Source organism: Streptomyces sp. NPDC006294 (genome assembly GCF_042870895.1).
Taxonomy (GTDB): Bacteria; Actinomycetota; Actinomycetes; order Streptomycetales; family Streptomycetaceae; genus Streptomyces.
In genome coordinates this window covers 192,017-215,203 of sequence record NZ_JBIAHV010000009.1, presented here as the reverse complement: position 1 = coordinate 215,203, position 23,187 = coordinate 192,017, and the positions used below count along the sequence as shown (strand labels likewise).

The following is a 23,187-nucleotide window of genomic DNA, read 5'->3' as shown; positions in this document are numbered from 1 at the left end:
TTACCGTCGCGCGCATGCGCAGTATCCAAGAAGGTTCCCCGCACATCGTCTGCCACCTGGAGCTGACGTCCGTTGCGGACCCCGAGCTTCCTGTCCGCCCTGGTGACACGGTCGACTTCGAGCTGCGCCTGACGCCAGAAGGGGACGGGTCGCGCTACTACGGCTATCTCATGGTGGAGTCGTTCGAAAGAGTCGCAACCATAGAAGGTGTCGCGGGCATGAGCCTGTTGCCGTCAGGCGACCGCTACGCCACCTCCACGGATGCAGGTGTCGAGCGACTGGCGAAGTTCACGCTCCGGGTACACGACAATGTCCGGCCCGACGCGTTCTTCATCCCGCAACTCCGGGCGGGCATCATCGCCCACGGCGGTTCCAGCCTGACCTCCACCACTCTCTCGCTCAAGGACATGGGCTACCGCATCGCGCCGCTGCCGCCCCAGGGCCGCCGGCTGGACGTGATGCCGGGCTACCGCGGCATGGTGAAGAACCTCGCCGAAGGGCTACCGGCGGGAGCCGGCCTCGTCGGCGTCGGCCCGGCCCGGCACGGCGCGACGAGCGCCGAGCCGGACGGGACGGTGGTCTACAGCCCGTTCCAGGGGTACGCGGGTTACGACTGGTTCAGTTACGTACTCGATGACGGCTCCGGACGCCTCGTCAAGGGCCAGGTCACGGTCTTCGTCGGAGACCTGGGCCGCACTCCCGGCGTCATGGCGGGCTGAGCGAGCGTCTCCGCGCCTTCGCGTGCCCGTAGAACGACACTGCCCCGGCACCGCTTCACGCGGTGCCGGGGCAGTCTGCGCTGCGCGCCCGGAGGTTACGCCGGGACGCTCGCCACGCCCGGGGCCAGGAACGGCTTGCCGTTCACGCGCTCCGAGACGCCTTCGCGGTCCAGGTACGGCGTGATGCCGCCCAGGTGGAAGGGCCAGCCGGCGCCGGTGATCAGGCAGAGGTCGATGTCCTGGGCCTCGGCGACGACGCCCTCGTCGAGCATCAGGCCGATCTCCTGGGCGACGGCGTCGAGGACGCGGTCGCGGACCTGCTCCTCCGTCAGGACGGTGTCGCCCTGCTTCAGCAGCGCGGCGACCTCCGGGTCCAGCTCCGGCTTGCCGGAGTCGTAGACGTAGAAGCCGCGCTTGCCGGCCTTGACGACCGCGGCCAGGTTCTCGGAGACCGTGAAGCGCTCCGGGAAGGCGCGGTTCAGGGTCTCGGAGACGTGGAGGCCGATGGCCGGGCCGACGAGCTCCAGCAGGACCAGCGGCGACATCGGGAGGCCCAGCGGCTCGATGGCCTTCTCGGCGGTGGCGACCGGGGTGCCCTCGTCGATGACGTTCTGGATCTCGCCCATGAAGCGGGTCAGGATGCGGTTCACGACGAACGCCGGAGCGTCCTTGGTGAGGACCGCGGTCTTCTTCAGCTTCTTCGCGACACCGAACGCGGTGGCCAGCGACGCGTCGTCTGTCTGCTCGCCGCGGACGATCTCCAGCAGCGGCAGGACCGCGACCGGGTTGAAGAAGTGGAAGCCGACGACCCGCTCGGGGTGCTTCAGCTTGGACGCCATCTCGGAGACCGACAGCGACGAGGTGTTGGTGGCGAGGATCGCGTGCGCCGGGGCGACCGCCTCGACCTCCGCGAACACCGTCTGCTTGACGCCCATCTCCTCGAACACGGCCTCGATGATGAAGTCCGCGTCCGCGAAGCCCTCGGCCTTGTCCAGCACACCGGTCACCAGGGCCTTGAGGCGGTTGGCCTTGTCCTGGTTGATGCGGCCCTTGCCCAGCAGCTTCTCGATCTCGGCGTGGACGTAGCCCACACCCTTGTCGACGCGCTCCTGGTCGATGTCGGTCAGCACGACCGGGACCTCGAGGCGGCGCAGGAACAGCAGCGCGAGCTGGGAGGCCATCAGACCGGCGCCGACGACGCCGACCTTGGTGACCGGGCGGGCCAGGCTCTTGTCCGGCGCGCCGGCCGGACGCTTGGCGCGCTTCTGGACGAGGTTGAAGGCGTAGATCCCGCTGCGCAGCTCGCCGCCCATGATGAGGTCGGCCAGCGCCTCGTCCTCGGCGTCGAAGCCCTTCTGCAGGTCGCCGTCCTTGGCGGCCTCGATGATGTCGAGGGCGCGGTACGCGGCCGGGGCCGCGCCGTGCACCTTGGAGTCGGCGATGAACCGGCCCTTGGCGACGGCCTGGTCCCAGGCCTCGCCGCGGTCGATCTCGGCGCGCTCGACGACGGTCTCGCCCTTGAGGACGGAGGCCGTCCAGACGAGGGACTGCTCGAGGAAGTCGGCGCCCTCGAAGATCGCGTCGGCGATGCCCAGCTCGAAGACCTGCGCGCCCTTGAGCTGCTTGTTCTGGCTGAGCGAGTTCTCGATGACGACCGAGACCGCGCGGTCCGCGCCGATCAGGTTCGGCAGGAGCACGCAGCCGCCCCAGCCCGGGACGAGACCGAGGAAGACCTCGGGCAGCGAGAACGCCGGGATCGCCTTCGAGACGGTGCGGTACGAGCAGTGCAGACCGACCTCGACGCCGCCGCCCATGGCCGCGCCGTTGTAGTAGGCGAAGGTCGGGACGGCGAGGCCCGCGAGACGCTTGAAGACGTCGTGGCCGCCCTTGCCGATCGCCAGCGCGTCGGACTTCTCCTTCAGCAGCTCGACGCCCTTGAGGTCGGCGCCGACGGCGAAGATGAACGGCTTGCCGGTGATGCCGACGCCGACGATGCCGCCGTCCGCCGCCTCTGCCTCGACCTGGTCGATCGCGGTGTTCAGGTTCGCGAGCGACTGCGGGCCGAAGGTGGTCGGCTTGGTGTGGTCCAGGCCGTTGTCCAGCGTGATGAGCGCGAAGCGCCCGGCGCCGGCGGGGAGCTCGAGGTGGCGTACGTGCGCCTGCGTGACGACCTCGTCCGGGAACAGCTCGGCCGCGCCCTTCAGGAGTTCGGTGGTGGTGCTCACTTGTCGCCTCCGGCGTCCTTGTGGTTCGGGTTCTCCCAGATGACCGTGGCGCCCATGCCGAAGCCGACGCACATCGTGGTCAGGCCGTAGCGGACCTCGGGCTGCTCCTCGAACTGGCGGGCCAGCTGGGTCATCAGACGCACACCGGAGGAGGCGAGCGGGTGACCGTACGCGATGGCGCCGCCGTACTGGTTGACGCGGGCGTCGTCGTCGGCGATCCCGTAGTGCTCGAGGAACGCCAGCACCTGGACGGCGAAGGCCTCGTTGATCTCGAAGAGGTTGATGTCCTCGATCGACAGGCCGGCCTTGGCGAGGGCCTTCTCGGTCGCGGGGATCGGGCCGTAGCCCATGACCTCGGGCTCGACGCCGGCGAAGGCGTACGAGACCAGGCGCATCTTGACCGGAAGGTTGTGCTCCCGGGCGAACTCCTCGGAGGCGATGATCGAGGCGGTGGCGCCGTCGTTCAGGCCCGCGGCGTTGCCGGCGGTGACGCGGCCGTGGACGCGGAACGGCGTCTTCAGACCCGCGAGGGACTCGAGCGAGGTGCCCGGGCGCATCGGCTCGTCGGCGGTGACCAGGCCCCAGCCCGTCTCGCCCGCTTCGGGGTTGGTGCGGCGGACGGAGATGGGCACCAGGTCCTGCTGGATCTTGCCGTCGGCGTACGCCTTGGCGGCCTTCTCCTGCGAACGCACGGCGTACTCGTCGGCGCGCTGCTTGGTGATCTGCGGGTACCGGTCGTGCAGGTTCTCCGCGGTCATGCCCATGAACAGGGCCGACTCGTCGACGAGCTTCTCGCTGACGAAGCGCGGGTTCGGGTCGACGCCCTCGCCCATCGGGTGGCGTCCCATGTGCTCGACACCACCGGCGATGACGGCGTCGTACGCGCCGAACGCGATCGAACCGGCGGTCGCGGTGACGGCGGTGAGCGCGCCCGCGCACATGCGGTCGATCGAGTAGCCCGGCACGGACTGCGGCAGACCGGCGAGCATGCCGGCGGTGCGGCCGAGAGTCATGCCCTGGTCACCGATCTGCGTGGTCGCGGCGATCGCGACCTCGTCGATCTTCGCGGGGTCGAGAGCCGGGTTGCGGCGCAGCAGCTCCCGGATGGCCTTCACGACGAGATCGTCGGCGCGGGTCTCGTGGTAGATGCCCTTCGGGCCCGCCTTGCCGAACGGGGTGCGGACGCCGTCGACGAAGACGACGTCCCTGACGGTACGAGGCACGATGGCTCTCCTCCAGGGTGCGGGGTTGCACTGCTGCGGCACGCACGCCTGAGCGTGCGCTTGCTTGCCCCATGCTACTTGTGGGTAACCAAGCTGCACACCCCCGGAGGCCGGAGCGTCGAACGTCACACGTCGGAGCCGCCCCCGCCTACGCCGCCTCGGCGGTCAGCGCCTGTGCCAGCACGGGCGCGACCAGCTCCACCTGCCAGGGGCGGGCGGCCAGCTCGGTCAGGGCGTCGGCGACGGCCGCCACCGTCACCTCGGACGGCGGCTCCCAGCAGACCCGCCGCACCGTGTCCGGCGTGATCAGGTTCTCCTGCGGCATGTTCAGCTCCTCCGCCAGCGCGGAGACCCCCGCGCGGGCGGCGGACAGCCGGGCCGCGGCGGCCGGGTCCTTGTCCGCCCACGAACGCGGCGGCGGGGGGCCGTTCAGCGGCTGGCCGGGCTGCGGCAGCTCGGCGTCGGGCAGGGCCTTCGCCCGCTCGACCGCGGCCTGCCACTGCTCGAGCTGGCGCCTGCCCATCCGGTGGCCGAAGCCGGGCAGCGCGGTCAGCGCGTGCACGTTCGCGGGCAGCGCGAGCGCGGCCTCGATGATCGCGGCGTCGCCGAGGACCTTGCCGGGCGACACGTCACGCCGCTGGGCGACCCGGTCGCGGACCGTCCACATCTCCCGTACGACCGCCATCTGCCGGCGGCGGCGCACCTTGTGCATCCCGGACGTGCGGCGCCAGGGGTCACGGCGCGGGGGCGGCGGCGGGGCGGACGCGATCGCGTCGAACTCCTGGCGGGCCCACTCGAGCTTGCCCTGCCGGTCGAGGTCCTTCTCCAGCGCGTCGCGCAGATCGACCAGCAGCTCCACGTCGAGGGCCGCGTACCGCAGCCAGGGCTCCGGCAGCGGGCGGGTGGACCAGTCGACGGCCGAGTGGCCCTTCTCCAGGGCGTAGCCGAGGACGCTCTCCACCATCGCGCCGAGCCCGACCCGCGGATGGCCGCCGAGCCGCCCGGCCAGCTCGGTGTCGAAGATCCGGCTGGGCACCATGCCTATTTCCCGCAGGCACGGCAGGTCCTGGGTGGCGGCGTGCAGGATCCATTCGGCGTCGGCGAGCGCGTCGCCGAGCGCCGTCAGGTCGGGGCAGCCGACGGGGTCGACGAGCGCGGTGCCGGCGCCCTCACGGCGCAGCTGTACGAGGTACGCCCGTTGGCCGTACCGGTAGCCGGACGCCCGCTCGGCGTCGACGGCCACGGGGCCGGTGCCGGCCGCGAAGGCGGCGATCACCTCGGCGAGTGCCTCCTCGTCGGCGACCACCGGCGGGATGCCCTCCCTGGGCTCCAGCAAGGGGATCGGCAACCCTGCGGCAGGGACGTCGTCGTCCGAGGGGGCGCCCCCGGTGGTTCGCAGTGCGGTCTCTGCTGCGGTCTCTTGGGCGTCGGTCACCTGTCAAGGGTATCCGCCCCCACGGCGGCCTGACCTGCACCTTCGTACGAAGAATCGCCTGACCTGGGAAAACGGCTCTCAGTACACGGCGTCACGGGCGGAGATTGCTGCTCGCGAGTGGCTCGGGCGGGCCCCGGACACGCTCAGGGGGCCGCCCGTCGGGGCGCGGGGGGCGGCCTGCCGGCCCCGCCGTGGTTCGTGGTCACACGGCCCATGACGGAGCGCGCCCGTCGACGGAACGTTCCGTCGACGGGCGCGGGGCGGGGAAGGGTGATTCAGTGGATGATTCCGGTGCGCAGGGCGACCGCGACCATTCCCGCGCGGTCGCCCGTGCCCAGTTTGCGGGCGATACGGGCCAGGTGGCTCTTGACGGTCAGCGCGGACAGTCCCATGGAGACGCCGATGGCCTTGTTGGACTGGCCCTCCGCGACGAGGCGCAGGACCTCGACCTCGCGGCCGGACAGTTCCCGGTAGCCGCCCGGGTGGCTCGGGGCACCCGGGGGGCGGCGGTGCATACGGTTCGCCGCGGCGCCGATGGGGGCGGCGCCGGGGCGGGTCGGGTGGCCGATGTTGGTACGGGTGCCGGTGACGACGTATCCCTTGACGCCGCCGGCCAGCGCGTTGCGAACGGCGCCGATGTCGTCGGCGGCCGACAGCGCCAGCCCGTTGGGCCAGCCTGCCGCGCGGGTCTCGGACAGCAGGGTCAGCCCGGAACCGTCGGGCAGGTGGACGTCGGCAACGCAGATGTCGCGCGGATTGCCGACGCGGGGACGGGCCTCCGCGATGGACGACGCCTCGATGACGTCACGGACCCCGAGCGCCCACAGGTGGCGGGTGACGGTGGAACGGACGCGCGGGTCGGCTACGACGACCATGGCCGTCGGCTTGTTCGGGCGGTAGGCGACCAGGCTTGCGGGCTGCTCGAGAAGAACGGACACCAGGCCTCCTGGAAAGGTGCGGGACGGAGCCGGCTCGGGGAGTGAAGCCGGGGCGAACCGTGCAGTTAGGTCATTGACCTCTTCGGCAGCAAACCCGTCCGCCTTTAGAGAATGATCACGATTTGGTGAGTAATAATCGGGGCAATTCGGACAGGCGATCGATCATCCTACGAGCGACCGCTCCCGGGCGTCGTTCCCGCGTACGCCCGCGGACCAGTCTCCCGTGCCGCGACCGCGCCCCGATTCACGCCTGCTGCGGCCCGCGGCGCTGCGGCAGGGTCACCACGCCCGTCGCGTTGTCCGCGGGACCGGCCGGCGACGGCGGCAGGCCCGCGACCTGGCAGAGCAGATCGCACCAGGCCACCAGGTGTGCGGCGGTGTCCGGCACACCACCGGGCCCCTCCCTCGGGGTCCACGACGCCCGGATCTCGATCTGCGTCGCCGGACGGCGTTCGGCAAGTCCACCGAAATAGTGAGACCCCGCACGGGTGACCGTGCCGCTCGCCTCCCCGTACGACAGCCCGCGCGCGTCCATCGCACCCGTCAGCCACGACCAGCACACCTCGGGCAACAGGGGATCGGCCGCCATCTCCGGCTCCAGCTCCGCCCGCACCAGGGTCACCAGCCGGAAGGTGCCCTGCCACGCGTCGTGGCCGGCCGGTTCGTGCAGCAGCACGAGACGCCCGTCCGCGAGATCGTCCTCGCCGACGACGACCGCCGCCTCCAGCGCGTACGCGTGCGGCGCGAGCCGCTGCGGAGGCCGCGTCGGATCGATCTCGATCTCCGGCCGCAGCCGGGCCGACCGCAGCGCCTCGACCGCCTGACGGAACGCCCGCGGGACGGCGCTCGGTTCGGCGTCCGGTTCCGCGCTCCCCTTGTCGTCAGCGCCGTTGGAATGATCGGAAAAGTGTCCCTGAGCCGCAGCCATGCGGGGAAGAGTAGGCGGAACGGGAGCTCCGCGCAGGGAGGGACACCCATGCCGGGGCAGGCACTTCCCGCGCACATGCGAAGATTCAACGCGTGAGCGCCAACCACAGCCCCGCGGGCCACCGGACGAAGACGTACAACTCCGCATTTCTCAAGGCGTGCCGCCGCGAGCCGGTGCCGCACACGCCGGTCTGGTTCATGCGGCAGGCCGGGCGCTCACTGCCCGAGTATCTGAAGGTGCGCGAGGGCATCCCGATGCTCGAGTCCTGCATGCGGCCCGAGCTCGTCACGGAGATCACGCTGCAGCCCGTGCGGCGGCACAAGGTCGACGCGGCGATCTTCTTCAGCGACATCGTGGTACCGCTGAAGGCGATCGGCATCGACCTCGACATCAAGCCGGGCGTCGGCCCCGTCGTCGCGGAGCCGGTCCGCACCCGCGCGGACCTCGAGCGGCTGCGGGACCTGACGCCGGACGACGTCGCGTACGTCACCGAGGCGATCGGGATGCTCACCGGCGAGCTGGGGTCCACCCCGCTGATCGGCTTCGCCGGCGCGCCGTTCACTCTCGCGAGCTACCTCGTGGAGGGCGGGCCGTCGCGCAACCACGAGAACACCAAGGCCCTGATGTACGGCGACCCGCAGCTCTGGGCCGACCTGCTGGACCGGCTCGCGGAGATCACCTCCGCCTTCCTGAAGGTCCAGATCGAGGCGGGCGCGTCCGCCGTGCAGCTCTTCGACTCGTGGGTCGGCGCGCTGGCCCCCGCGGACTACCGGCGCTCGGTGATGCCGGCGTCGTCGAAGGTCTTCGAGTCCGTCGCCCCCTACGGCGTGCCGCGCATCCACTTCGGCGTCGGTACGGGCGAACTGCTGGGCCTCATGGGCGAGGCGGGCGCGGACGTGGTGGGCGTCGACTGGCGCGTCCCGCTGGACGAGGCCGTACGCCGGGTCGGCCCCGGCAAGGCGCTCCAGGGGAACCTGGACCCGGCCGTGCTGTTCTCCACGCCGGAGGCGGTGCGGGCCAAGACCCGCGAGGTGCTGGACGCGGCGGCGGGTCTCGAGGGCCACATCTTCAACCTGGGGCACGGCGTGCTGCCGACGACCGCGCCGGACGCGCTGACGCGGCTGGTGGCGGACGTGCACGAGTCGACTGCGCGCTAGCCGCCGCGGCGGGCCGTTTCCGGGGGCGCCGCGCCCCGAGGCCCTGCGCCTCACTCGCCGGCGAGGCGGGCCCCGGTCGCGTCGGGGCTCCGCCCCGAGCCTCAATCTCCCCCTACGGCCTGGCGGCCGCGGGAGGAACCCCCAGGCGGGGCTTGAGTTACCCGCGTGGGTGTCTCCGTTTCGCGCAGCGAGGCCAGCGGTGCCCAGCGGGCGGGCCGGCCGCGCAGCGTCACATCAAGCCCGGCCTGGGGGCACTTCGCCTACGGCCTGGCGGCAGTGGGAGGGTGCCCCCACCCACTGCCGCCAGGCCGTAGGGGAGATTGAGGCCACCGCGCGGAGCCCGGCCCGCCCGCCGGGCGGACACGGGACACGGGGCGGAGGTCACGGTCCCGCCGTGCGAACCGCCGCCGTCGCCTTGCGCGCCGCCACCTGGACCGGGTCCCAGACGGGCGAGAAGGGCGGGGCGTAGCCGAGGTCGAGCATGGTCAGTTGTTCGACCGTCATGCCCGCCGTCAGGGCCACCGCCGCGATGTCGACGCGTTTCGCCGCGCCCTCGCGGCCCACGATCTGGACGCCCAGCAGCCGGCCCGTGCGGCGTTCCGCGAGCATTTTGACCGTCATCGGGGCCGCGCCGGGGAAGTAGCCGGAGCGGCTGGTCGACTCGATCGTCGCGGTGACGTACTGGAGGCCCACCGCCCGGGCGTCCTTCTCTCGCAGACCCGTGCGGGCGATCTCCAGTTCGCAGACCTTGCTGACTGCCGTGCCGACCACGCCGGGGAACGTGCCGTAGCCGCCGCCCGCGTTCGCGCCGATGATCTGGCCGTGCTTGTTGGCGTGGGTGCCCAGCGCGATGTGGCGTTCGCGGCCGGAGACGAGGTCGAGGACCTCGACGCAGTCGCCGCCCGCCCAGACGGCGTCCTGGCCGCGCACCCGCATGGCCAGATCGGTGAGCAGGCCGCCGTAGCGGCCGAGCGGCAGGCCGGCCGCGCGGGCGAGCGTGGTCTCCGGCTCTACGCCGATGCCGAGGACGACCACGTCCGCCGGGTACTCGGCGCCGTCGGTCGCCACCGCGCGGACGCGGCCGCCGTCACCGGTCAGAATTCCGGTGACGGCCGCGCCGGAGACCGTCGTGATGCCCATGCCCGACATCGCCTCGTGGACCAGGCGGCCCATGTCCGGGTCCAGGGTGGCCATCGGCTGCTCGCCGCGGTTGACGACCGTGACCTCGTAGCCGTGTTTCAGCAGCGCCTCCGCCATCTCGACGCCGATGTACCCGGCGCCGACGACGACCGCGCGCCGCCCGTCGGTGCGGTTGAGGGTGTCCAGCAGGGCCTGGCCGTCGTCGAGGGTCTGCACGCCGTGCACGCCGGGCGCGTCGATGCCGGGCAGCGCGGGGCGGATCGGCCGCGCGCCGGTGGCGATGACCAGCTTGTCGTAGCCGGTCCAGGACTCCGCGCCGGTGTCCACCTCGCGGGAGCGCACCCGGCCGCCCGCGACGTCGATCTCCGTCACCTCGGTGCGCATCCGCAGATCGATGGCGCGCTCGCGGTGCTCCTGCGGCGTGCGCGCGATCAACCGGTCGCGGTCGCCGACGTCGCCGCTCACCCAGTACGGGATGCCGCACGCCGAGAACGAGCTGAAGCGGCCGCGTTCGAACGCGACGATCTCCAGCTCGTCCGGGCCTTTCATCCTGCGTGCCTGCGACGCGGCGGACATGCCCGCCGCGTCGCCCCCGATGATCACCAGGCGTTCGGTCGCTGTCATGGGGAACACGCTACGGGGAACCGGCTGTTCAGTCCTCCGTGGCCGGGGAAACGGCAGGGGACACGGCCGGGGCAGCGGCGTCCGGGCGCCGGGGCAGCCGGGGCCGTACCAGCCACCGCCACACCGCGTACAGCACCACCGCCACCGCCGCGAACGGCGCCACCGCGCCGATGACCACCGCGCTCCAGCGCAGCGTCGCCATCAGCGCGTCCCAGCCGCCGCCGAGCGCGTCCAGGAAGCCCGGGTCGTCGTCCTTGCCGGCCTTCGGCCGCTCCTGCTCCGACAGCGACAGCGTGATCGTCGCCATCGAGGTGCGGTCCTTCAACGCGGACTGCTGCGCCAGCAGCGACTCCAGGTCGGCCTGACGGCTGCTCAACTCCCCTTCCAGGGTGACGACGTCGGCCAGCTTCGTCGCCCGGTCCATCAGCTCCCGCACCCTCGCCACGCTCGCCCGCTGCGTCGCGATACGGCTCTGCACGTCGACCACCTGGTCGGTGACGTCCTTGGCATCGGCCTTGCGGGCCAACAGCTTTCCGGCGCCAGCCAGTTCGGTCAGCACGGAGTCGTACTGCTCCTGGGGCACGCGGATCACGACGTGGGAGGCGACGTGGGTGTCGTCGATCCGTTCCGTGGTCTCGTTCTCCACGTGGCCGCCGGCGTTCAGCGCCGTCGTGCGGGCGGCGGCGAGCGCCTTCGTGGCGTTCTCGACCTCCACCTCCAGCGCGGCGGTCCGGATGACATGGGCCTGCGCCGGGGCCTGCTTCGCGGGGGCCTTCTGGTCCGTGTCGGCCTGCTCCGGCTGCCCGGCGGCCTCGTCCGCCGCGTAGCCGGGGCCCGCCGCGCCTTCCCCCGCGTCCCGGGCGGCGGGTTTCGCCGCGCTCTGCGCGTCGCCGGAGTCGGAAGCGTCGGCGGCGCACCCGGCGAGGCCGAGCGAGGCGGAGAGAAGCAGTACCGCGAATAGGCGTCGTGAACGCATGACCGGCCCCCCGGGGGATGTGAAGAAGAGTTGCAGGTTCGACGTACGACCCCTGCCGCGGGTTGCCGGATTCCGGTCCCGAAGCGGTCACGGTCAGGACTCGGAACGGCGTTTGAGAGAGTTGGACCATGAACGTGGACACACCTGCGCGCCATGTCGTGATCGTCGGGGGCGGCATCGCCGGTCTCGCCGCCGCGCACCGGCTGCTCGGCTCCGGCGTGCGCGTCACCCTCCTCGAGGCCACCGAACGGGTCGGCGGCAAGCTGCTGTCGGGGGAGATCGAGGGCGTACGCGTCGACCTGGGCGCCGAGTCGATGCTCGCCCGCCGCCCCGAGGGCACCGGCCTCGCCCGCGCGGTCGGCCTCGGCGACCGCCTCGAACCGCCGGCCACCGCCACCTCCGCGGTGTGGACCCGCGACGCCCTGCGGCCCATGCCCAAGGGCCATGTGATGGGCGTCCCCGGCGACGCGTCGGCCCTGGCCGGGCTGCTGTCGCCCGAGGGCCTCGCCCGTATCGAACGCGAGAAGGACCTCCCGCCGGCCGAGATCGGCGACGACGTGGCCGTCGGCGCGTACGTCGCCGAGCGCCTCGGCCGGGAGGTCGTCGACCGGCTCGTGGAGCCGCTGCTCGGCGGGGTGTACGCGGGCGACGCGTACCGCATCTCCATGCGCGCGGCCGTGCCCCAGCTGTTCGAGGCGGCCAGGACCCACGGCTCGCTGCTCGACGGCGTACGCGACATCCAGGCCAGAGCCGCCGCGTCGCAGCCCGGCGGGCCGGTCTTCATGGGCCTCGACGGCGGCATCGGCACGCTGCCGGGCGCCGTCGCCGACGCCGTACGCGCGCAGGGCGGCGACATCCGCACCGAGACGCCCGTCCTCGGTCTGGCCCGCACCGCCGCCGGCTGGCGGATCCGCGGCGACCGGGAGACGTTCGACGCCGACGCCGTCGTGCTCGCGACGCCCGCCTGGTCCGCGTCGGCGCTCCTCGCCGCCGAGTCACCGGCCGCGGCGGCCGAGCTCGGGCGCGTCGAGTACGCCTCGATGGCGCTGGTCACCCTGGCGTTCCGGCGCGCCGACGTGGCCGCTCTGCCGCCCGGCAGCGGGTTCCTCGTCCCGCCCGTGGACGGCCGCACCATCAAGGCGTCCACGTTCTCGTCCGCCAAGTGGGGCTGGACCGGCCGGGGCGCGGGCGACCTGTTCGTGCTGCGCACCTCCGTCGGGCGGCACGGCGAGGAGCAGGCCCTCGAACGCGAGGACGCCGAACTGGTCGACGTCTCCCTGACCGACCTCGGCGCCGCCGTCGGCCTCACCGCCCGGCCCGTGGCCACCGAGGTCACCCGGTGGACCGGCGGCCTGCCCCAGTACCCGGTCGGACACCTCGCCCGGATCGCCCGGATCCGCGACGAGGTCGCCAAGGCGCCCGGCCTGCGGGTCTGCGGCGCGGTGTACGACGGGGTCGGCATCCCCGCCTGCATCGCGAGCGGGCAGCGCGCGGCCGACGAGATCCTCGCCACGCCGACCCTGGCGCGGGGCACGGAAACAGAGGCGGGACAATAGCCGTATGAGTGCGCCAGAAAAGATTCCGAACGCGGGCAAGAAGGCCAAGGACCTCAACGAGGTCATCCGGTACACGCTGTGGTCCGTCTTCAAGCTGCGCGATGTGCTGCCCGAGGACCGCTCCGGTTACGCGGAGGAGGTCCAGGAGCTGTTCGACCAGCTCGCCGCCGAGGACGTCACCGTGCGCGGCACGTACGACGTCTCCGGGCTGCGCGCCGACGCGGACGTGATGATCTGGTGGCACGCGGAGACCGCCGACGAGCTCCAGGACGCGTACAACCGCTTCCGCCGCACCCGCCTCGGCCGCGCTCTCGAGCCGGTCTGGTCGAACATGGCGCTGCACCGCCCGGCCGAGTTCAACAAGGCGCACATCCCGGCGTTCCTGGCCGACGAGACGCCGCGCGACTACATCTCCGTCTATCCCTTCGTGCGCTCGTACGACTGGTACCTGCTGCCCGACGAGGACCGCCGCCGGATGCTCGCCGACCACGGCAAGATGGCCCGCGGCTACCCGGACGTGCGTGCCAACACGGTCGCGTCGTTCTCGCTCGGCGACTACGAGTGGATCCTGGCCTTCGAGGCGGACGAGCTGTACCGCATCGTCGACCTGATGCGTCACCTGCGCGCCTCCGAGGCCCGGATGCACGTGCGCGAGGAGGTGCCGTTCTACACCGGCCGCCGCAAGGACGTGGCGGATCTGGTGGCCGGGCTCGCGTAGCCTTCCCCAGGGCCGGAAACCTACGGGCGGGTTCGCGTAACCTCGTCCGGGCCCGTGAAAACCTGACGGCCGGGTTTCCGCACCACCGGTGCGGATACCCAGCCGTCCATGTGACCCGGAAGATCAGACGGTGTGCGGCAGCGTTCGCTGCTCCGCCCGCCGGTCCAGCGACACCGGGTCCGGCTCCGGGTGCGGCGCGCATGATGCGCGCCGCACCGGCGTCTTCCCCAGCAGCAAGTAGTCCTCCAGGTGCTGGTTGACGCAGGAGTTCTCGCCGCCGCCGATGCCGTGCGTGCCCGCGTCCTCCTCCGTGATCAGCACCGAGCCCGCCAGCCGCCGCTGCAACTCCAGCGCCCCGGCGTACGGAGTGGCCGCGTCCCGTTCGGCGGCCAGGATCAGCGTGGGCGGCAGCTCTCCCGGCGCGGTGCGCACGTCCAGCGGCCGCTGCCGCGGCGCGGACCAGAAGGCGCACGGCAGATTCATCCAGACGTTGTCCCACGTCTCGAACGGCGCGCGCTGTGCGAGAGCTGAGTTGTCGAGGTCCCACGTCAGCCAGTCCTCCGGCCACGGGGCGTCGTTGCACTCGACCGCCGTGTAGACCGCGGTGCCGTTCTCCGCGGCCTTCGCACTCCTCTCGTCCGGCGCGGCCTGGGCGATCAGCGGCTCGGGGTTGCCCTTCAGATACTCCGACAGCGCGGTGGCGCGCAGCGGCCAGTAGCCGTCGTAGTAGCCGGTGCCGAGGAAGGCCGCGTGCAACTGGCCCGGGCCGACCGTGCCGCCCGCGGGCTCCTCGGCGAGCCGGGCCCGCGCCTGCTCGTAACTGTGCGCCACGTCCTCGGCCGTCGTGCCCAGCCCGTACGTCTCATGGTGCTTGGCCACCCAGGTACGGAAGTCGGCCCACCTGCTCTCGAACGCCTCCGACTGCCTCAGGTTGTTGCCGTACCAGACCTGCTCCGGGTCGGGGTCGACCGCGGAGTCGAAGACCATGCGCCGCACATGGGACGGGAACATCGTCGCGTACAGGGCGCCGAAGTAGGTGCCGTACGAGGCGCCCATGAAGGTCAGCTTCTTTTCGCCCAGCGCCGCCCGCAGCACGTCGAGGTCGCGGGCGTTGTTCAGCGAGGTGTAGTGGCGCAGCGCCGCGCCGTTGCGCTTCGCGCAGCCGTCGGCGTACGCCCGCGCCTGCGCGATGCGCTCCTTCTTGTACGCGAGGGAGGGGTGGGTCGGGGCCTGGGTGGGCGCCTTGAGGAAGTCCCGCGAATCCTGGCACGACAGCGGCGCGGACCGGCCGACGCCGCGGGGCGCGTAGCCCACGATGTCGTACGCCCCGGCGATCCGCTTCCACTCGGGCAGTTCGGCCGCCAGCGGGAACGTCATGCTCGAGGCGCCGGGGCCGCCGGGGTTGTAGACGAGGGCGCCCTGCCGCTCGGAGCTCTTGCCGCTCGCCGCCACGCGGCTGACGGTCAGTTCGATCTGACGCCCCGACGGGTCCGCGTAGTCGAGCGGGACCTTCACGGTGCCGCACCGGACCGGGTCCGGCAGCTTCTCGGCCGCGGGGCAGCGGCCGAAGTCGACACCGGCCGCGGCGGCGCGCTCGGCGGCCACCACGGCGCCGCGGGACTCGGCGCCGGTGGTGGCCGCCGCGCCGGCGGGGGCGACGGAGAGAGAGGTGAGGACCAAGGAACTGAGGCCCGCCACAGCCCCGTACTTCGCGGATGTTCGCATCGCGTTCCCTTCGTGCGCGGGCGGCCGGCGACGGCCATGGGACGAAAGGGATCTTCGGCGGGGTCGGTTCGCGAAGTAAAGCACCGTACGGAGGTGTCGTGGTCGATGACCCCGATGCCGGTGTGTCAGGAGCTGCCGCCGCCGCAGCCGGAACCGGAGGACCCGCCGCAACTGGAGCTCGACCCGCCGGAACTGCCGCAGCTGCTCGAGCTCGCGCAGCTCCCTGAGCCCCCGGAGCCGGGCGACGAACCGGCGCACCACGCGCCGTCGTCGACGACGTAGTACGTCCCCGGCGCCGTGCCGCTGCCGTGGTCCGCCGACGCCGCACGGTACCGGGGAGCGCCGGTCAGCGCCGTCCGCAGCACCGGGTCCGACACCCCGCGCAGCCCCCGCAGCGCCACCGCCTCGGCCGGCGTCCCCGGCCGCGCGTGCCCGGCCCGGTACGAGCGCAGCGCCCCGAGCCCGGCCGGGGTGAGGCGCCGCCGCACCCGGCCGGCCTGCAGACCGCCGATCACGGCACCGGCCACCAGGACCGGGAAGACCAGGAAGACGAACGGCGTACCCGGCTCGAGGAACGGGTCCCCGACGTACTGGACGACCGTGACGACGATCGAGACCGGCACGCCGATCACACAGACCACGGCCTGGACCAGGCCCCAGGTGGCGAGTCGTGCGACGGCGGGCGGCGAGGGCGGCACCATCAGCCCGCGTGCGGCGAGCACGTCACCGACCTCCTGCACGGCGGCATTGCGCATCGTCCGGAGCCGCACCGTGTGCAGCGCGCCGTCCGGCGCGGACGCCAGCTCGGCGAAGACCGCGCGCTCCACCGGGTCGTGGGCGGCCGGCCGCAGCACGGACAGGACACCGGGCCAGCCCACGGCGAGCCGCCCGTCCGCGTGCAGCGCGACCAGCGCGGCGTCGACGACACGTGCCGGGCCGCCGGAGAGGAAGGCCGCCTCGTACACGTCGTGCACCTGCGCCCCGGTGGCCCGGGCGGCGGGCCGGGCCGCGGGGACCCGGACGATCAGCAGGACGGACGAGACGCCGACGGCGAGATACACGGCGAGCGCGAGCAGTGTCATGCCGCCCGCCTCCCCCCGAGCGCGGCCCGCGCCGCCCGCACCAGCCGGGCCGCCCGGCGCGGCGGCCGCGCGGCGGCCCGCTCCCGCCACCACAGCGCCAGCCGCCGGCGCACGCCGTCGTCCGCGACGCGGCCGGCGGCGAGCAGATGCTCGGCGAAGTCCAGCGCGTCGCGCCGGTGGCCGGCGCGCAGGGGGCGGTTCCTGGTGTACGCGAGGAACGCCGGCCGGTAGTCCGCGCCGAGGATCTCCGGCAGCTCGGGCGCGACCTTCGCGACGACGTCCGCGCGCTTGGCGGCGAGCGCGCGGCTCTGGACGCGCAGCCGGCGTGCGTCGAAGCCCTCGGGGGCGGGGGTGCCGGCGACGAGCGCGGACAGCACCGCGGCCTGCGCCAGCGCGACCCGCTGCCGTTTCCCCACCCCGCCCCTCCCCGAACCGGGCTCCGCCCGGACCCGCGCCTCAATCGCCGGCGGGGCTGGGGTTGCCTCCGCGCCCGGGGGTGTGGGCGTGGCGGTCTCGTCGGGGCTCCGCTCCGAGCCCCGCGCCTCAATCGCCGGCGGGGCTGGGGTTGCCCCCGCGGGCGGGGCCGGGTGTGGCCGGGCGACTTCGGCCCGGCCGGCGATTGAGGCCACCGCGCGGAGCGCAGTACGGGGTCGGGGGCCTGCCCCGGGGAACACGCCCGCCGCAGGCGGACCCGCACCCACCACCGCCCGGATCGTCGCCAGTTCCCCCTCCAGGTCCGCCCCCGCCGGAAAGTCGTCGTCGCGCTCCAGCAGCACCCCCGGCGGCTCCACCCTCGCCCGGAGGGCCGACAGGACGTCCAGGACCGGCTGCGTCACCGGGTGCGCGTGCGTGTCGTGCCAGACGCCGTCGCGTTCGACGCCGCCCGCGACATGGACGTAGGCGATGGCCTCGACCGGGAGTTCGTCCAGCGCCCGGCACGGGTCCTCGCCGCGGTTGACGAGGTTCGTGTGGAGGTTGGCCACGTCGATCAGCAGCCGTACCCCGGTCCGTTCGACCAGCTCCGCGAGGAACTGGCCCTCGGTGAGCTGCTCGTCCGGCCAGGAGATCAGCGCCGCGATGTTCTCCAGCGCCAGCGGCACCGGCAGCGAGTCCTGGGCGATGCGCACGTTCTCGCAGACGACGTCCAGCGCGTCCCAGGTGCGGGGCACGGGCAGCAGATGGCCCGCCTCCAGGGCAGCGGAGGCGGTGAGCGCGCCGCCCGCCCGTACGAACGCGATGTGCTCGCTGACCAGCGGCGCACCCAGGGCCTGGGCCCGCTCGGCCAGGTCGGCCAGTCGTCGCCGCGACGGCCGGTCCGCGCCGCCCAGACCGAGCGAGACGCCGTGCGGGACGACGCGGACGCCCCGCGAGCGCAGCCGGAGCAGAGAGGACGGCAGATGGCCGGGGCAGACGTTCTCCGCGACCACCTCGACCCAGTCGAGTCCCGGCAGCCGCTCCACCGTTTCCGCGATCTCCGGCCGCCAGCCGATGCCGATGCCGAGTTCCATGGTTGGTCCCCCTCCTCCGCCCACGCCCAGGTGTGGCGGTGCTGGGGTCATGACCCCGTCACGGCAAGGTGAACCCGAAGGAGGGGACGTTCAGAGCTTCATTTGAGGTTCCCGCCCGGTCCGCCCGGTCCGCCGGGCCCGGTCACCCCGCCGGCTCGGGCTCCTGCGGCGCGGGCGGATCCTGCGGCGCCGGACGGTCGGTGTTGACCGCGGTGGGCGCACCCGGCTGCGGCGTCGGGCGGGAGGTGAACGACTGGTCGCCCGTCGGCGAGGCCGCCGGCGGCGACGGGGGCAGGTTGCCGTCCGGCGGCGGCGGCCCGCTCGGGCTGGCCGTCGCGGTCGCGGCCGCATCGTTGGCGATCTCGTCGAAGTCGACGCGGCCCGTCTGCTCCAGCATGGTGATGTGGTCGAGCACCGTCTGGTTGGCGTCCGTCGCGAGCTGCCGGATCAGCGTGTTGCGGGTGGTGTGCCTGACCTCGGCGATCAGCGCGAACACCTTGCCGTGCGCGGTCCGCAGGATCTGCGCGAACTTGCGCTCGTACTCCTCGCCCTGCGCCGCGGACAGCTCCCGCAGCCAGCCCTGCTGCTGCTCGGTCGGCTGGTTGGGCAGTTCGACCCCGAGCTGCGCGGCGACTCTGCGTGCCCGCTCGTCGAGGTCGGTGTGGCCGACGACGAGGTGGTCGCCGGCGGCCTTGATCGCTTCGGTGGGCGCGCGCTCGATCGCCTGCTGTCCGGCGGGCAGCTCCCACAGCCCCGCCAGCCGCACCTTGACCAGGAAGTCGCGGTCGGTGGCCGACAGCGGTCCCCACTGGGTTGCCACGCTCGAGGCGTTGAGATTGTCCTGACCGGTGCCGGAACGGTCGGCGTAGGACCACACGGGGAAGGCGAGTGCGCCGACTGTGACGACCAGAGCCGCGATGATGAGTGCTGTCCCGTTGATGCGCCGCAACAATGTGCCTCCAGAGCCGATGCGTTACACGGCAACCAATAGCCCTGCTGAATGGCCGGTCAGCTCACCGGTCGACCGGCGGCCGACCGCCGGTCGAACCTAGCCGGTCAAACTACTGGGCGGTACCGGGGAGTACGCAACCGGGGCTCGAACTGTTCAACGCCCCGTCGGCCGACGGCCCGTCCAACGGCCGGCCCGCTCCCGCAGCGCCGGATGGTCGGCGACCACCGTGCACGAGCCGGGGGCGATCTCCGTGAACCCCGCGTCCCGTACGACCGGCAGCCCGCTCGCCGTGAGTGCGCGCCAGTCCGCCGGGTCCGCGGTGCGCACGGACAGTGCGAAGCCCGATGCGCGCCACGCCTCGCGCTGCGCCTCCGAGAGCCGGAGCCAGGCGAGTTGGGCGCCGTGACCGGCCTGTGCCATGGCCTTGCCCGCCGACATCTCGAGCGTCGGGCTGAGCCACAGCACCGGGTGGGCCGGGTCCGGGGCGGCGGGCGGCCGCGGGTCGTCGAGCTCGGTACCGGACACCTGGAGCTTGGCCAGTTCCCTGGGCCAGCCGTCGAGCGGTACGGGCGGGAAGACCCGCACCTCCGCCTCCGCATCCGGGTCCGTGCCGGTCACCGTGATGCCCGGCAGCGTGCCGGCCTTGCGCCACTCGGCGCCCCGCGCCCGCCGTACGACCTTGCGGATACGGGCGTCCTGCCAGTCCCGCACGGCCGCGGCCCATTCGCCGTCGCCGGTGGAGCGCTCGTCGGCGAGGATCGCGAGCACGGCCCGCGCGGCGGTCTCCAGGGCGTCCGTGCGGGCCGGCGGCGCGGTCTTCTCGATGCGCACCACCAGCGGCAGGACGAACTGCGGGGCCGCGTCGCGGCTGGAGATCTCGTGGCCCAGGGTGCTGTCGGGTCGGATTTCACGGGTGTCTTCGCTGCTCACACCGGCCAGTCTGCCAGCCGTCACGCGCGGGGTTGTTGGCGGAATGGGCGCCTCCGGGCGACGATGCATGGCATGAAGAGCGATCTTTTCTCCACTGAGAACATGGCACAGCAGGCCACGGTGCCCGGCATGACGCTGCAGAACGCCAAGTCCGTCAAGTACGCGGTCAACGGCGAGATGCACGCGCGACAGGGCTCGATGATCGCCTTCCGGGGCAATCTCCAGTTCGAGCGCAAGGGCCAGGGGATCGGCGGCATGCTCAAGCGCGCCGTCACCGGCGAGGGCCTGGCGCTGATGGCAGTACGCGGCCAGGGCGAGGCATGGTTCGCGCACGAGGCGGCCAACTGCTTCATCGTCGACATCGAGCAGGGCGACGCGCTGACCATAAACGGCCGCAACGTGCTGTGCTTCGACGCGACGCTGTCCTACGAGATCAAGACGGTCAAGGGCGCCGGCATGGCCGGCGGCGGTCTCTTCAACAGCGTCTTCACCGGCTACGGCAAGCTCGCGGTCATGTGCGAGGGCAGCCCCATCGTCATCCCCGTCAGCCACCAGCAGCCGGTGTTCGTCGACACGGACGCGGTCGTCGGCTGGAGCGCGCAGCTCCACACGTCGCTGCACCGTTCGCAGTCCGTCGGCTCGATGATCCGCGGCGGCTCCGGCGAAGCGGTCCAGCTCAAGCTGGAGGGCGAGGGCTTCGTGATCGTCCGGCCCAGCGAGCTCACCCAGCAGAAGGCGTCGCAGAACTGAGGCTCCGGCAGGTGGGCCGCCGTTACGGCCTCGGCGGCCCATGGGTGCTGCGCGGGGTCGACCTCGGTCTGCGCCCGGGCGCTCTGGTCCGGGTGCAGGGCGCCAACGGCAGCGGCAAGTCGACGCTGCTGCGGCTGCTGGCCGGCATCGACGCGCCGACCGAGGGCCGGATCACCGGCGCCCCCGTACGGGGTACGTCTCCGAGCGCTTCCCCGCCGCCCTGCCGTTCACCGCGGCCGGCTATCTGACGCATCTCGGCCGCGTCCACGGCCTGGGGCGGCGGGAGGCGGCCACCGGCGCCACGGAATGGCTGGAACGTTTCGGGGCCGCGGCCCACGCCCGTACACCGCTCGGCGAACTGTCCAAGGGCACCAGCCAGAAGGTCGCCGTCGCCCAGGCGCTGCTGGCCGGTCCGGAGCTGCTGGTGCTCGACGAGGCGTGGACCGGCCTGGACACCGCGGCCCGCGACCAGCTCGACCTGGCGGTCGCGGAACGGGTCACGGCAGGAGCGAGCGTCGTGTACGTCGACCACGACCCGCGCCGGCTGGCCGGAGCGGTGCACACCGTCCTCTCCGTACGGGACGGGCGGCTGGACGGGCGGCCGGCGGAACCCTTGCCGCCCGGCGGCGGTCCGCGGCCGGGCCCCGCGGCCCGGATCGTGGCGGTCGGCCCGCCCGGCGCGGCACTGCCCGGCGGACTGCCGGGGGATCCCGAGCGGAGCCCGGGCGAGGACGGCAGCACCGTGCTGACCGTCGCCGCCGTGTACTCCGACGCGCTGCTGCGCACGCTGCTCACCGCCCGGCCGCCGTGGCACGTACGGCAGCTGACGGAGACCGTGACCCGGTGACAGCAACGACGAAACCCCGCCCGACAGGATCAGGCACCACCGCATGACCGCGCTCTTCCGCTACCACCTCGCCCTCCTGCTGCGCTCCCAGCGCTGGCTGCCGCCCGTCCTGCTCTACGCCTCCGCCGTGGCCGTGGGCGTGCCGTCGTTCAGGGCTGCGACTGCCGCATCAGGTCGGAGACCTTGACGAACCGGTAGCCGCGCCGGCGCAGCTCGGGGACGATCCGGCGGACCACCTCCTCGGTGACGGGGGCGGCGCTGCGGGTGCAGTGCAGGACGACCAGCGACCCGGGCCTCACCCCGTCGAGCACCTGACGGGCCACGGCCCGGGCGTCGGTGGCGAACGCGTCCCCGCTGACGACGTCCCACTGCACGGCGGTGACCTCGGCCCGCGCCACGGCCCGCAGGGCGTCGTCGTCGTAGCAGCCGCCGGGGAAGCGGAAGTACGGCACCACATTGCGCGCCCCGGCCCGCTCGATCGCGGCGAACGCCCGGCGTACGTCGGCGGTCATGTCCTCGGCGCCGATCTCGGGGAGGCCGTAGCAGGGCGAGCTGAAGGCGTGGTGGCTGTAGGAGTGGTTCGCGATCTCGAAGAGGGGATCGGCGCCGATGGCCTTCGCCTGGGCCGGGTACTCCTCGGCCCACCGGCCCGTCATGAAGACGGTCGACGGGACCTCCAGCGTGCGCAGGGCGTCGATCAGCGCCGGGTTGTCGAACCGTTCGCCACGTGCGGCCCGAGGGCCCTGATCGGCGGTCATGTCGGCGTCGAAGGTGAGGGCGACGGTCTTCGGCCCGGTGCTCCCGTCACCGGCGGCGCGCGTGAACACCGGTGCCAGACCGCCCGGTCCGGGAGCCATGGTCGGCGCGGCCGCGGCGGGGGAGGGGTCGGCCGTCGGCGGTGAGGGCCGGGGCGCGGTGTCGGCACGGTCTGGAACGGCGGCGCAGCCGGCCAGCGCGACAGCGCACACCGTCAAAGCGATCAACTTCCGGGCGTATGTGGTCACTGATGGAAAATATGTGATCATGCGGCCGGGAGAAGTGCGGGACGCTCCCGCGTCAGGGTTGTCTTCTCCCGCCCGGGTTCGACGCCAGGCCGGGCCGGTGGATTGCACCGTGCAATGATGCGGTCGGTTCTGTGGTCCACGTGTTCTGGAGGAACGGCATGGCAGTGTCCCCGAAGGCCGGAGTGCTCGCCGGCAAGGCGGATCTGCCCGCGGCTGGGGACGGCCGGAGCGGCGCCGTCTGGCGGCTGGACCCGGTCGCCCGGCAGCTGGACGCCAACCTCGTCCGGCTCCTGCCCGGCACCCGGGGCGCCGCGCATGTCGAACCCGACCTGGATGTCCTGGTCTGTGTCGTCGACGGCAGCGGGGAACTGGCGATCGGCGGAGAGCGGCAGCCCCTGGAACCGGGATGCGTGGCCTGGCTGCCGCACGGCATGGAGCGCGCCGTGTCCGCCGGCCCCGACGGCCTCGCCTACGTCACGGCCCACCGCCGCCGCCCCGGCATGACCATCGGCAACGCCTCCGCCCCGTCCTCCGCCGCCCGTGCGGCGGCCGGCGGCGGGGAGCCGGCCTGCATGCTCAGCCGTGTCTGCCCGGAGTGCGACCATCCGGCCGAGGACACCGGGGCGCGGTACTGCAGCCGGTGCGGCGCCCGGCTGCCCACCGCATGAGCCTCTCTCCGCAACGCCGCTGACATCACGTCAGGGGCGAATTCCGCAGCCGCGATGAGTACAACTCACCGCCTCTTCCGTA

At 72.9% G+C, this 23,187-nt stretch carries 19 protein-coding genes and 1 pseudogene; 7 read left to right on the top strand and 13 right to left on the bottom strand.

Going from position 1 to position 23,187, the window contains the following annotated elements:
• Nucleotides 1-14 precede the first annotated feature (14 nt).
• A complete protein-coding gene (locus ACFYOP_RS18355; RefSeq protein WP_356894792.1) occupies nucleotides 15-719 on the top strand; it encodes an Ig-like domain-containing protein in 705 nt (234 codons plus the stop codon).
• A 95-nt stretch (nucleotides 720-814) separates the two neighbouring features.
• On the opposite strand, the gene ACFYOP_RS18350 is transcribed toward ACFYOP_RS18355, so the two are convergent.
• The 5 genes from ACFYOP_RS18350 to ACFYOP_RS18330 all read right to left on the bottom strand — a co-directional run bounded on the left by ACFYOP_RS18350 (nucleotide 815) and on the right by ACFYOP_RS18330 (nucleotide 7,468).
• Complete coding sequence (locus tag ACFYOP_RS18350) at nucleotides 815-2,944, bottom strand: 3-hydroxyacyl-CoA dehydrogenase NAD-binding domain-containing protein (RefSeq protein WP_356894790.1); 2,130 nt, start codon at nucleotides 2,942-2,944, stop codon at nucleotides 815-817.
• The gene (locus tag ACFYOP_RS18345; RefSeq protein ID WP_356894788.1) at nucleotides 2,941-4,167 is read right to left on the bottom strand and encodes an acetyl-CoA C-acyltransferase; all 1,227 of its coding nucleotides are present in this window, start codon (nucleotides 4,165-4,167) and stop codon (nucleotides 2,941-2,943) included. The genes ACFYOP_RS18350 and ACFYOP_RS18345 overlap by 4 nt, the downstream gene beginning before the upstream one ends.
• Nucleotides 4,168-4,315: 148 nt before the next feature.
• Nucleotides 4,316-5,602, bottom strand: coding sequence for an HRDC domain-containing protein (locus ACFYOP_RS18340; RefSeq protein WP_356894786.1), 1,287 nt, complete (start codon nucleotides 5,600-5,602; stop codon nucleotides 4,316-4,318).
• A gap of 275 nt (nucleotides 5,603-5,877) precedes the next feature.
• On the bottom strand, nucleotides 5,878-6,540 hold the full coding sequence (locus ACFYOP_RS18335; RefSeq protein WP_005310513.1) for a response regulator transcription factor: 663 nt from the start codon (nucleotides 6,538-6,540) through the stop codon (nucleotides 5,878-5,880).
• 244 nt (nucleotides 6,541-6,784) lie between these two features.
• Nucleotides 6,785-7,468: a DUF3000 domain-containing protein gene (locus ACFYOP_RS18330; RefSeq protein WP_356894784.1), complete on the bottom strand. Its 684-nt coding sequence runs from the start codon at nucleotides 7,466-7,468 to the stop codon at nucleotides 6,785-6,787.
• A gap of 92 nt (nucleotides 7,469-7,560) precedes the next feature.
• Here ACFYOP_RS18330 and hemE point away from each other — a divergent pair, with 92 nt between their 5' ends.
• Nucleotides 7,561-8,625, top strand: a complete 1,065-nt coding sequence (gene hemE / locus ACFYOP_RS18325) for a uroporphyrinogen decarboxylase (RefSeq protein WP_356894782.1) — start codon at nucleotides 7,561-7,563, stop codon at nucleotides 8,623-8,625.
• Nucleotides 8,626-9,006: 381 nt separating this feature from the next.
• Here hemE and ACFYOP_RS18320 read toward each other — a convergent pair whose 3' ends face one another.
• Nucleotides 9,007-10,389, bottom strand: coding sequence for an FAD-dependent oxidoreductase (locus tag ACFYOP_RS18320; RefSeq protein WP_356894780.1), 1,383 nt, complete (start codon nucleotides 10,387-10,389; stop codon nucleotides 9,007-9,009).
• A 28-nt stretch (nucleotides 10,390-10,417) separates the two neighbouring features.
• A complete protein-coding gene (locus ACFYOP_RS18315) occupies nucleotides 10,418-11,365 on the bottom strand; it encodes a DUF4349 domain-containing protein (RefSeq protein ID WP_356894778.1) in 948 nt (315 codons plus the stop codon).
• A 128-nt stretch (nucleotides 11,366-11,493) separates the two neighbouring features.
• Here ACFYOP_RS18315 and hemG point away from each other — a divergent pair, with 128 nt between their 5' ends.
• Together hemG and hemQ are read left to right on the top strand one after the other, a co-directional pair.
• Nucleotides 11,494-12,921, top strand: a complete 1,428-nt coding sequence (gene hemG, locus ACFYOP_RS18310) for a protoporphyrinogen oxidase (protein ID WP_356894776.1) — start codon at nucleotides 11,494-11,496, stop codon at nucleotides 12,919-12,921.
• A 4-nt stretch (nucleotides 12,922-12,925) separates the two neighbouring features.
• On the top strand, nucleotides 12,926-13,639 hold the full coding sequence (hemQ, locus tag ACFYOP_RS18305) for a hydrogen peroxide-dependent heme synthase (RefSeq protein ID WP_356894774.1): 714 nt from the start codon (nucleotides 12,926-12,928) through the stop codon (nucleotides 13,637-13,639).
• A gap of 123 nt (nucleotides 13,640-13,762) precedes the next feature.
• Here hemQ and ACFYOP_RS18300 read toward each other — a convergent pair whose 3' ends face one another.
• From ACFYOP_RS18300 to ACFYOP_RS18280, 5 genes are all read right to left on the bottom strand, one after another.
• Entirely contained in the window at nucleotides 13,763-15,364 is a 1,602-nt protein-coding gene (locus ACFYOP_RS18300) for an alpha/beta hydrolase (protein ID WP_356894772.1), read from the bottom strand.
• Nucleotides 15,365-15,489: 125 nt separating this feature from the next.
• Nucleotides 15,490-16,446, bottom strand: coding sequence for a TIGR04222 domain-containing membrane protein (locus tag ACFYOP_RS18295; RefSeq protein ID WP_356894770.1), 957 nt, complete (start codon nucleotides 16,444-16,446; stop codon nucleotides 15,490-15,492).
• On the bottom strand, nucleotides 16,443-17,954 hold the full coding sequence (locus ACFYOP_RS18290) for a DUF692 family multinuclear iron-containing protein (RefSeq protein WP_356894768.1): 1,512 nt from the start codon (nucleotides 17,952-17,954) through the stop codon (nucleotides 16,443-16,445). The genes ACFYOP_RS18295 and ACFYOP_RS18290 overlap by 4 nt, the downstream gene beginning before the upstream one ends.
• 142 nt (nucleotides 17,955-18,096) lie before the next feature.
• On the bottom strand, nucleotides 18,097-18,903 hold the full coding sequence (locus tag ACFYOP_RS18285; RefSeq protein ID WP_356894766.1) for a DUF4142 domain-containing protein: 807 nt from the start codon (nucleotides 18,901-18,903) through the stop codon (nucleotides 18,097-18,099).
• A gap of 156 nt (nucleotides 18,904-19,059) precedes the next feature.
• Nucleotides 19,060-19,905: a peptidyl-tRNA hydrolase gene (locus ACFYOP_RS18280; protein ID WP_388451996.1), complete on the bottom strand. Its 846-nt coding sequence runs from the start codon at nucleotides 19,903-19,905 to the stop codon at nucleotides 19,060-19,062.
• 3 nt (nucleotides 19,906-19,908) lie between these two features.
• Between ACFYOP_RS18280 and ACFYOP_RS18275 the strand changes: the two genes are divergently transcribed.
• Complete coding sequence (locus ACFYOP_RS18275) at nucleotides 19,909-20,586, top strand: AIM24 family protein (RefSeq protein ID WP_356894762.1); 678 nt, start codon at nucleotides 19,909-19,911, stop codon at nucleotides 20,584-20,586.
• A gap of 44 nt (nucleotides 20,587-20,630) precedes the next feature.
• Nucleotides 20,631-21,433, top strand: a pseudogene (locus ACFYOP_RS18270) (ATP-binding cassette domain-containing protein).
• A 149-nt stretch (nucleotides 21,434-21,582) separates the two neighbouring features.
• Here ACFYOP_RS18270 and ACFYOP_RS18265 read toward each other — a convergent pair.
• Nucleotides 21,583-22,458, bottom strand: coding sequence for a polysaccharide deacetylase family protein (locus tag ACFYOP_RS18265; RefSeq protein ID WP_388451993.1), 876 nt, complete (start codon nucleotides 22,456-22,458; stop codon nucleotides 21,583-21,585).
• A gap of 137 nt (nucleotides 22,459-22,595) precedes the next feature.
• Here ACFYOP_RS18265 and ACFYOP_RS18260 point away from each other — a divergent pair, with 137 nt between their 5' ends.
• Nucleotides 22,596-23,105: a cupin domain-containing protein gene (locus ACFYOP_RS18260; RefSeq protein ID WP_356894760.1), complete on the top strand. Its 510-nt coding sequence runs from the start codon at nucleotides 22,596-22,598 to the stop codon at nucleotides 23,103-23,105.
• Nucleotides 23,106-23,187 lie beyond the last annotated feature (82 nt).

What these genes read in the sequence shown, in the direction of transcription:
- ACFYOP_RS18265 (WP_388451993.1), bottom strand. Translation starts at nt 22,458, where the DNA reads ATGATCACATATTTTCCATCAGTGACCACATACGCCCGGAAGTTGATC.
- ACFYOP_RS18320 (WP_356894780.1), bottom strand. Translation starts at nt 10,389, where the DNA reads ATGACAGCGACCGAACGCCTGGTGATCATCGGGGGCGACGCGGCGGGC.
- hemG (WP_356894776.1), top strand. Translation starts at nt 11,494, where the DNA reads ATGAACGTGGACACACCTGCGCGCCATGTCGTGATCGTCGGGGGCGGC.
- ACFYOP_RS18280 (WP_388451996.1), bottom strand. Translation starts at nt 19,905, where the DNA reads ATGCATCGTCGCCCGGAGGCGCCCATTCCGCCAACAACCCCGCGCGTG.
- ACFYOP_RS18315 (WP_356894778.1), bottom strand. Translation starts at nt 11,365, where the DNA reads ATGCGTTCACGACGCCTATTCGCGGTACTGCTTCTCTCCGCCTCGCTC.
- ACFYOP_RS18300 (WP_356894772.1), bottom strand. Translation starts at nt 15,364, where the DNA reads ATGCGAACATCCGCGAAGTACGGGGCTGTGGCGGGCCTCAGTTCCTTG.
- ACFYOP_RS18275 (WP_356894762.1), top strand. Translation starts at nt 19,909, where the DNA reads ATGAAGAGCGATCTTTTCTCCACTGAGAACATGGCACAGCAGGCCACG.
- ACFYOP_RS18330 (WP_356894784.1), bottom strand. Translation starts at nt 7,468, where the DNA reads ATGGCTGCGGCTCAGGGACACTTTTCCGATCATTCCAACGGCGCTGAC.
- ACFYOP_RS18295 (WP_356894770.1), bottom strand. Translation starts at nt 16,446, where the DNA reads ATGACACTGCTCGCGCTCGCCGTGTATCTCGCCGTCGGCGTCTCGTCC.
- ACFYOP_RS18260 (WP_356894760.1), top strand. Translation starts at nt 22,596, where the DNA reads ATGGCAGTGTCCCCGAAGGCCGGAGTGCTCGCCGGCAAGGCGGATCTG.
- ACFYOP_RS18355 (WP_356894792.1), top strand. Translation starts at nt 15, where the DNA reads ATGCGCAGTATCCAAGAAGGTTCCCCGCACATCGTCTGCCACCTGGAG.
- ACFYOP_RS18290 (WP_356894768.1), bottom strand. Translation starts at nt 17,954, where the DNA reads ATGGAACTCGGCATCGGCATCGGCTGGCGGCCGGAGATCGCGGAAACG.
- hemQ (WP_356894774.1), top strand. Translation starts at nt 12,926, where the DNA reads ATGAGTGCGCCAGAAAAGATTCCGAACGCGGGCAAGAAGGCCAAGGAC.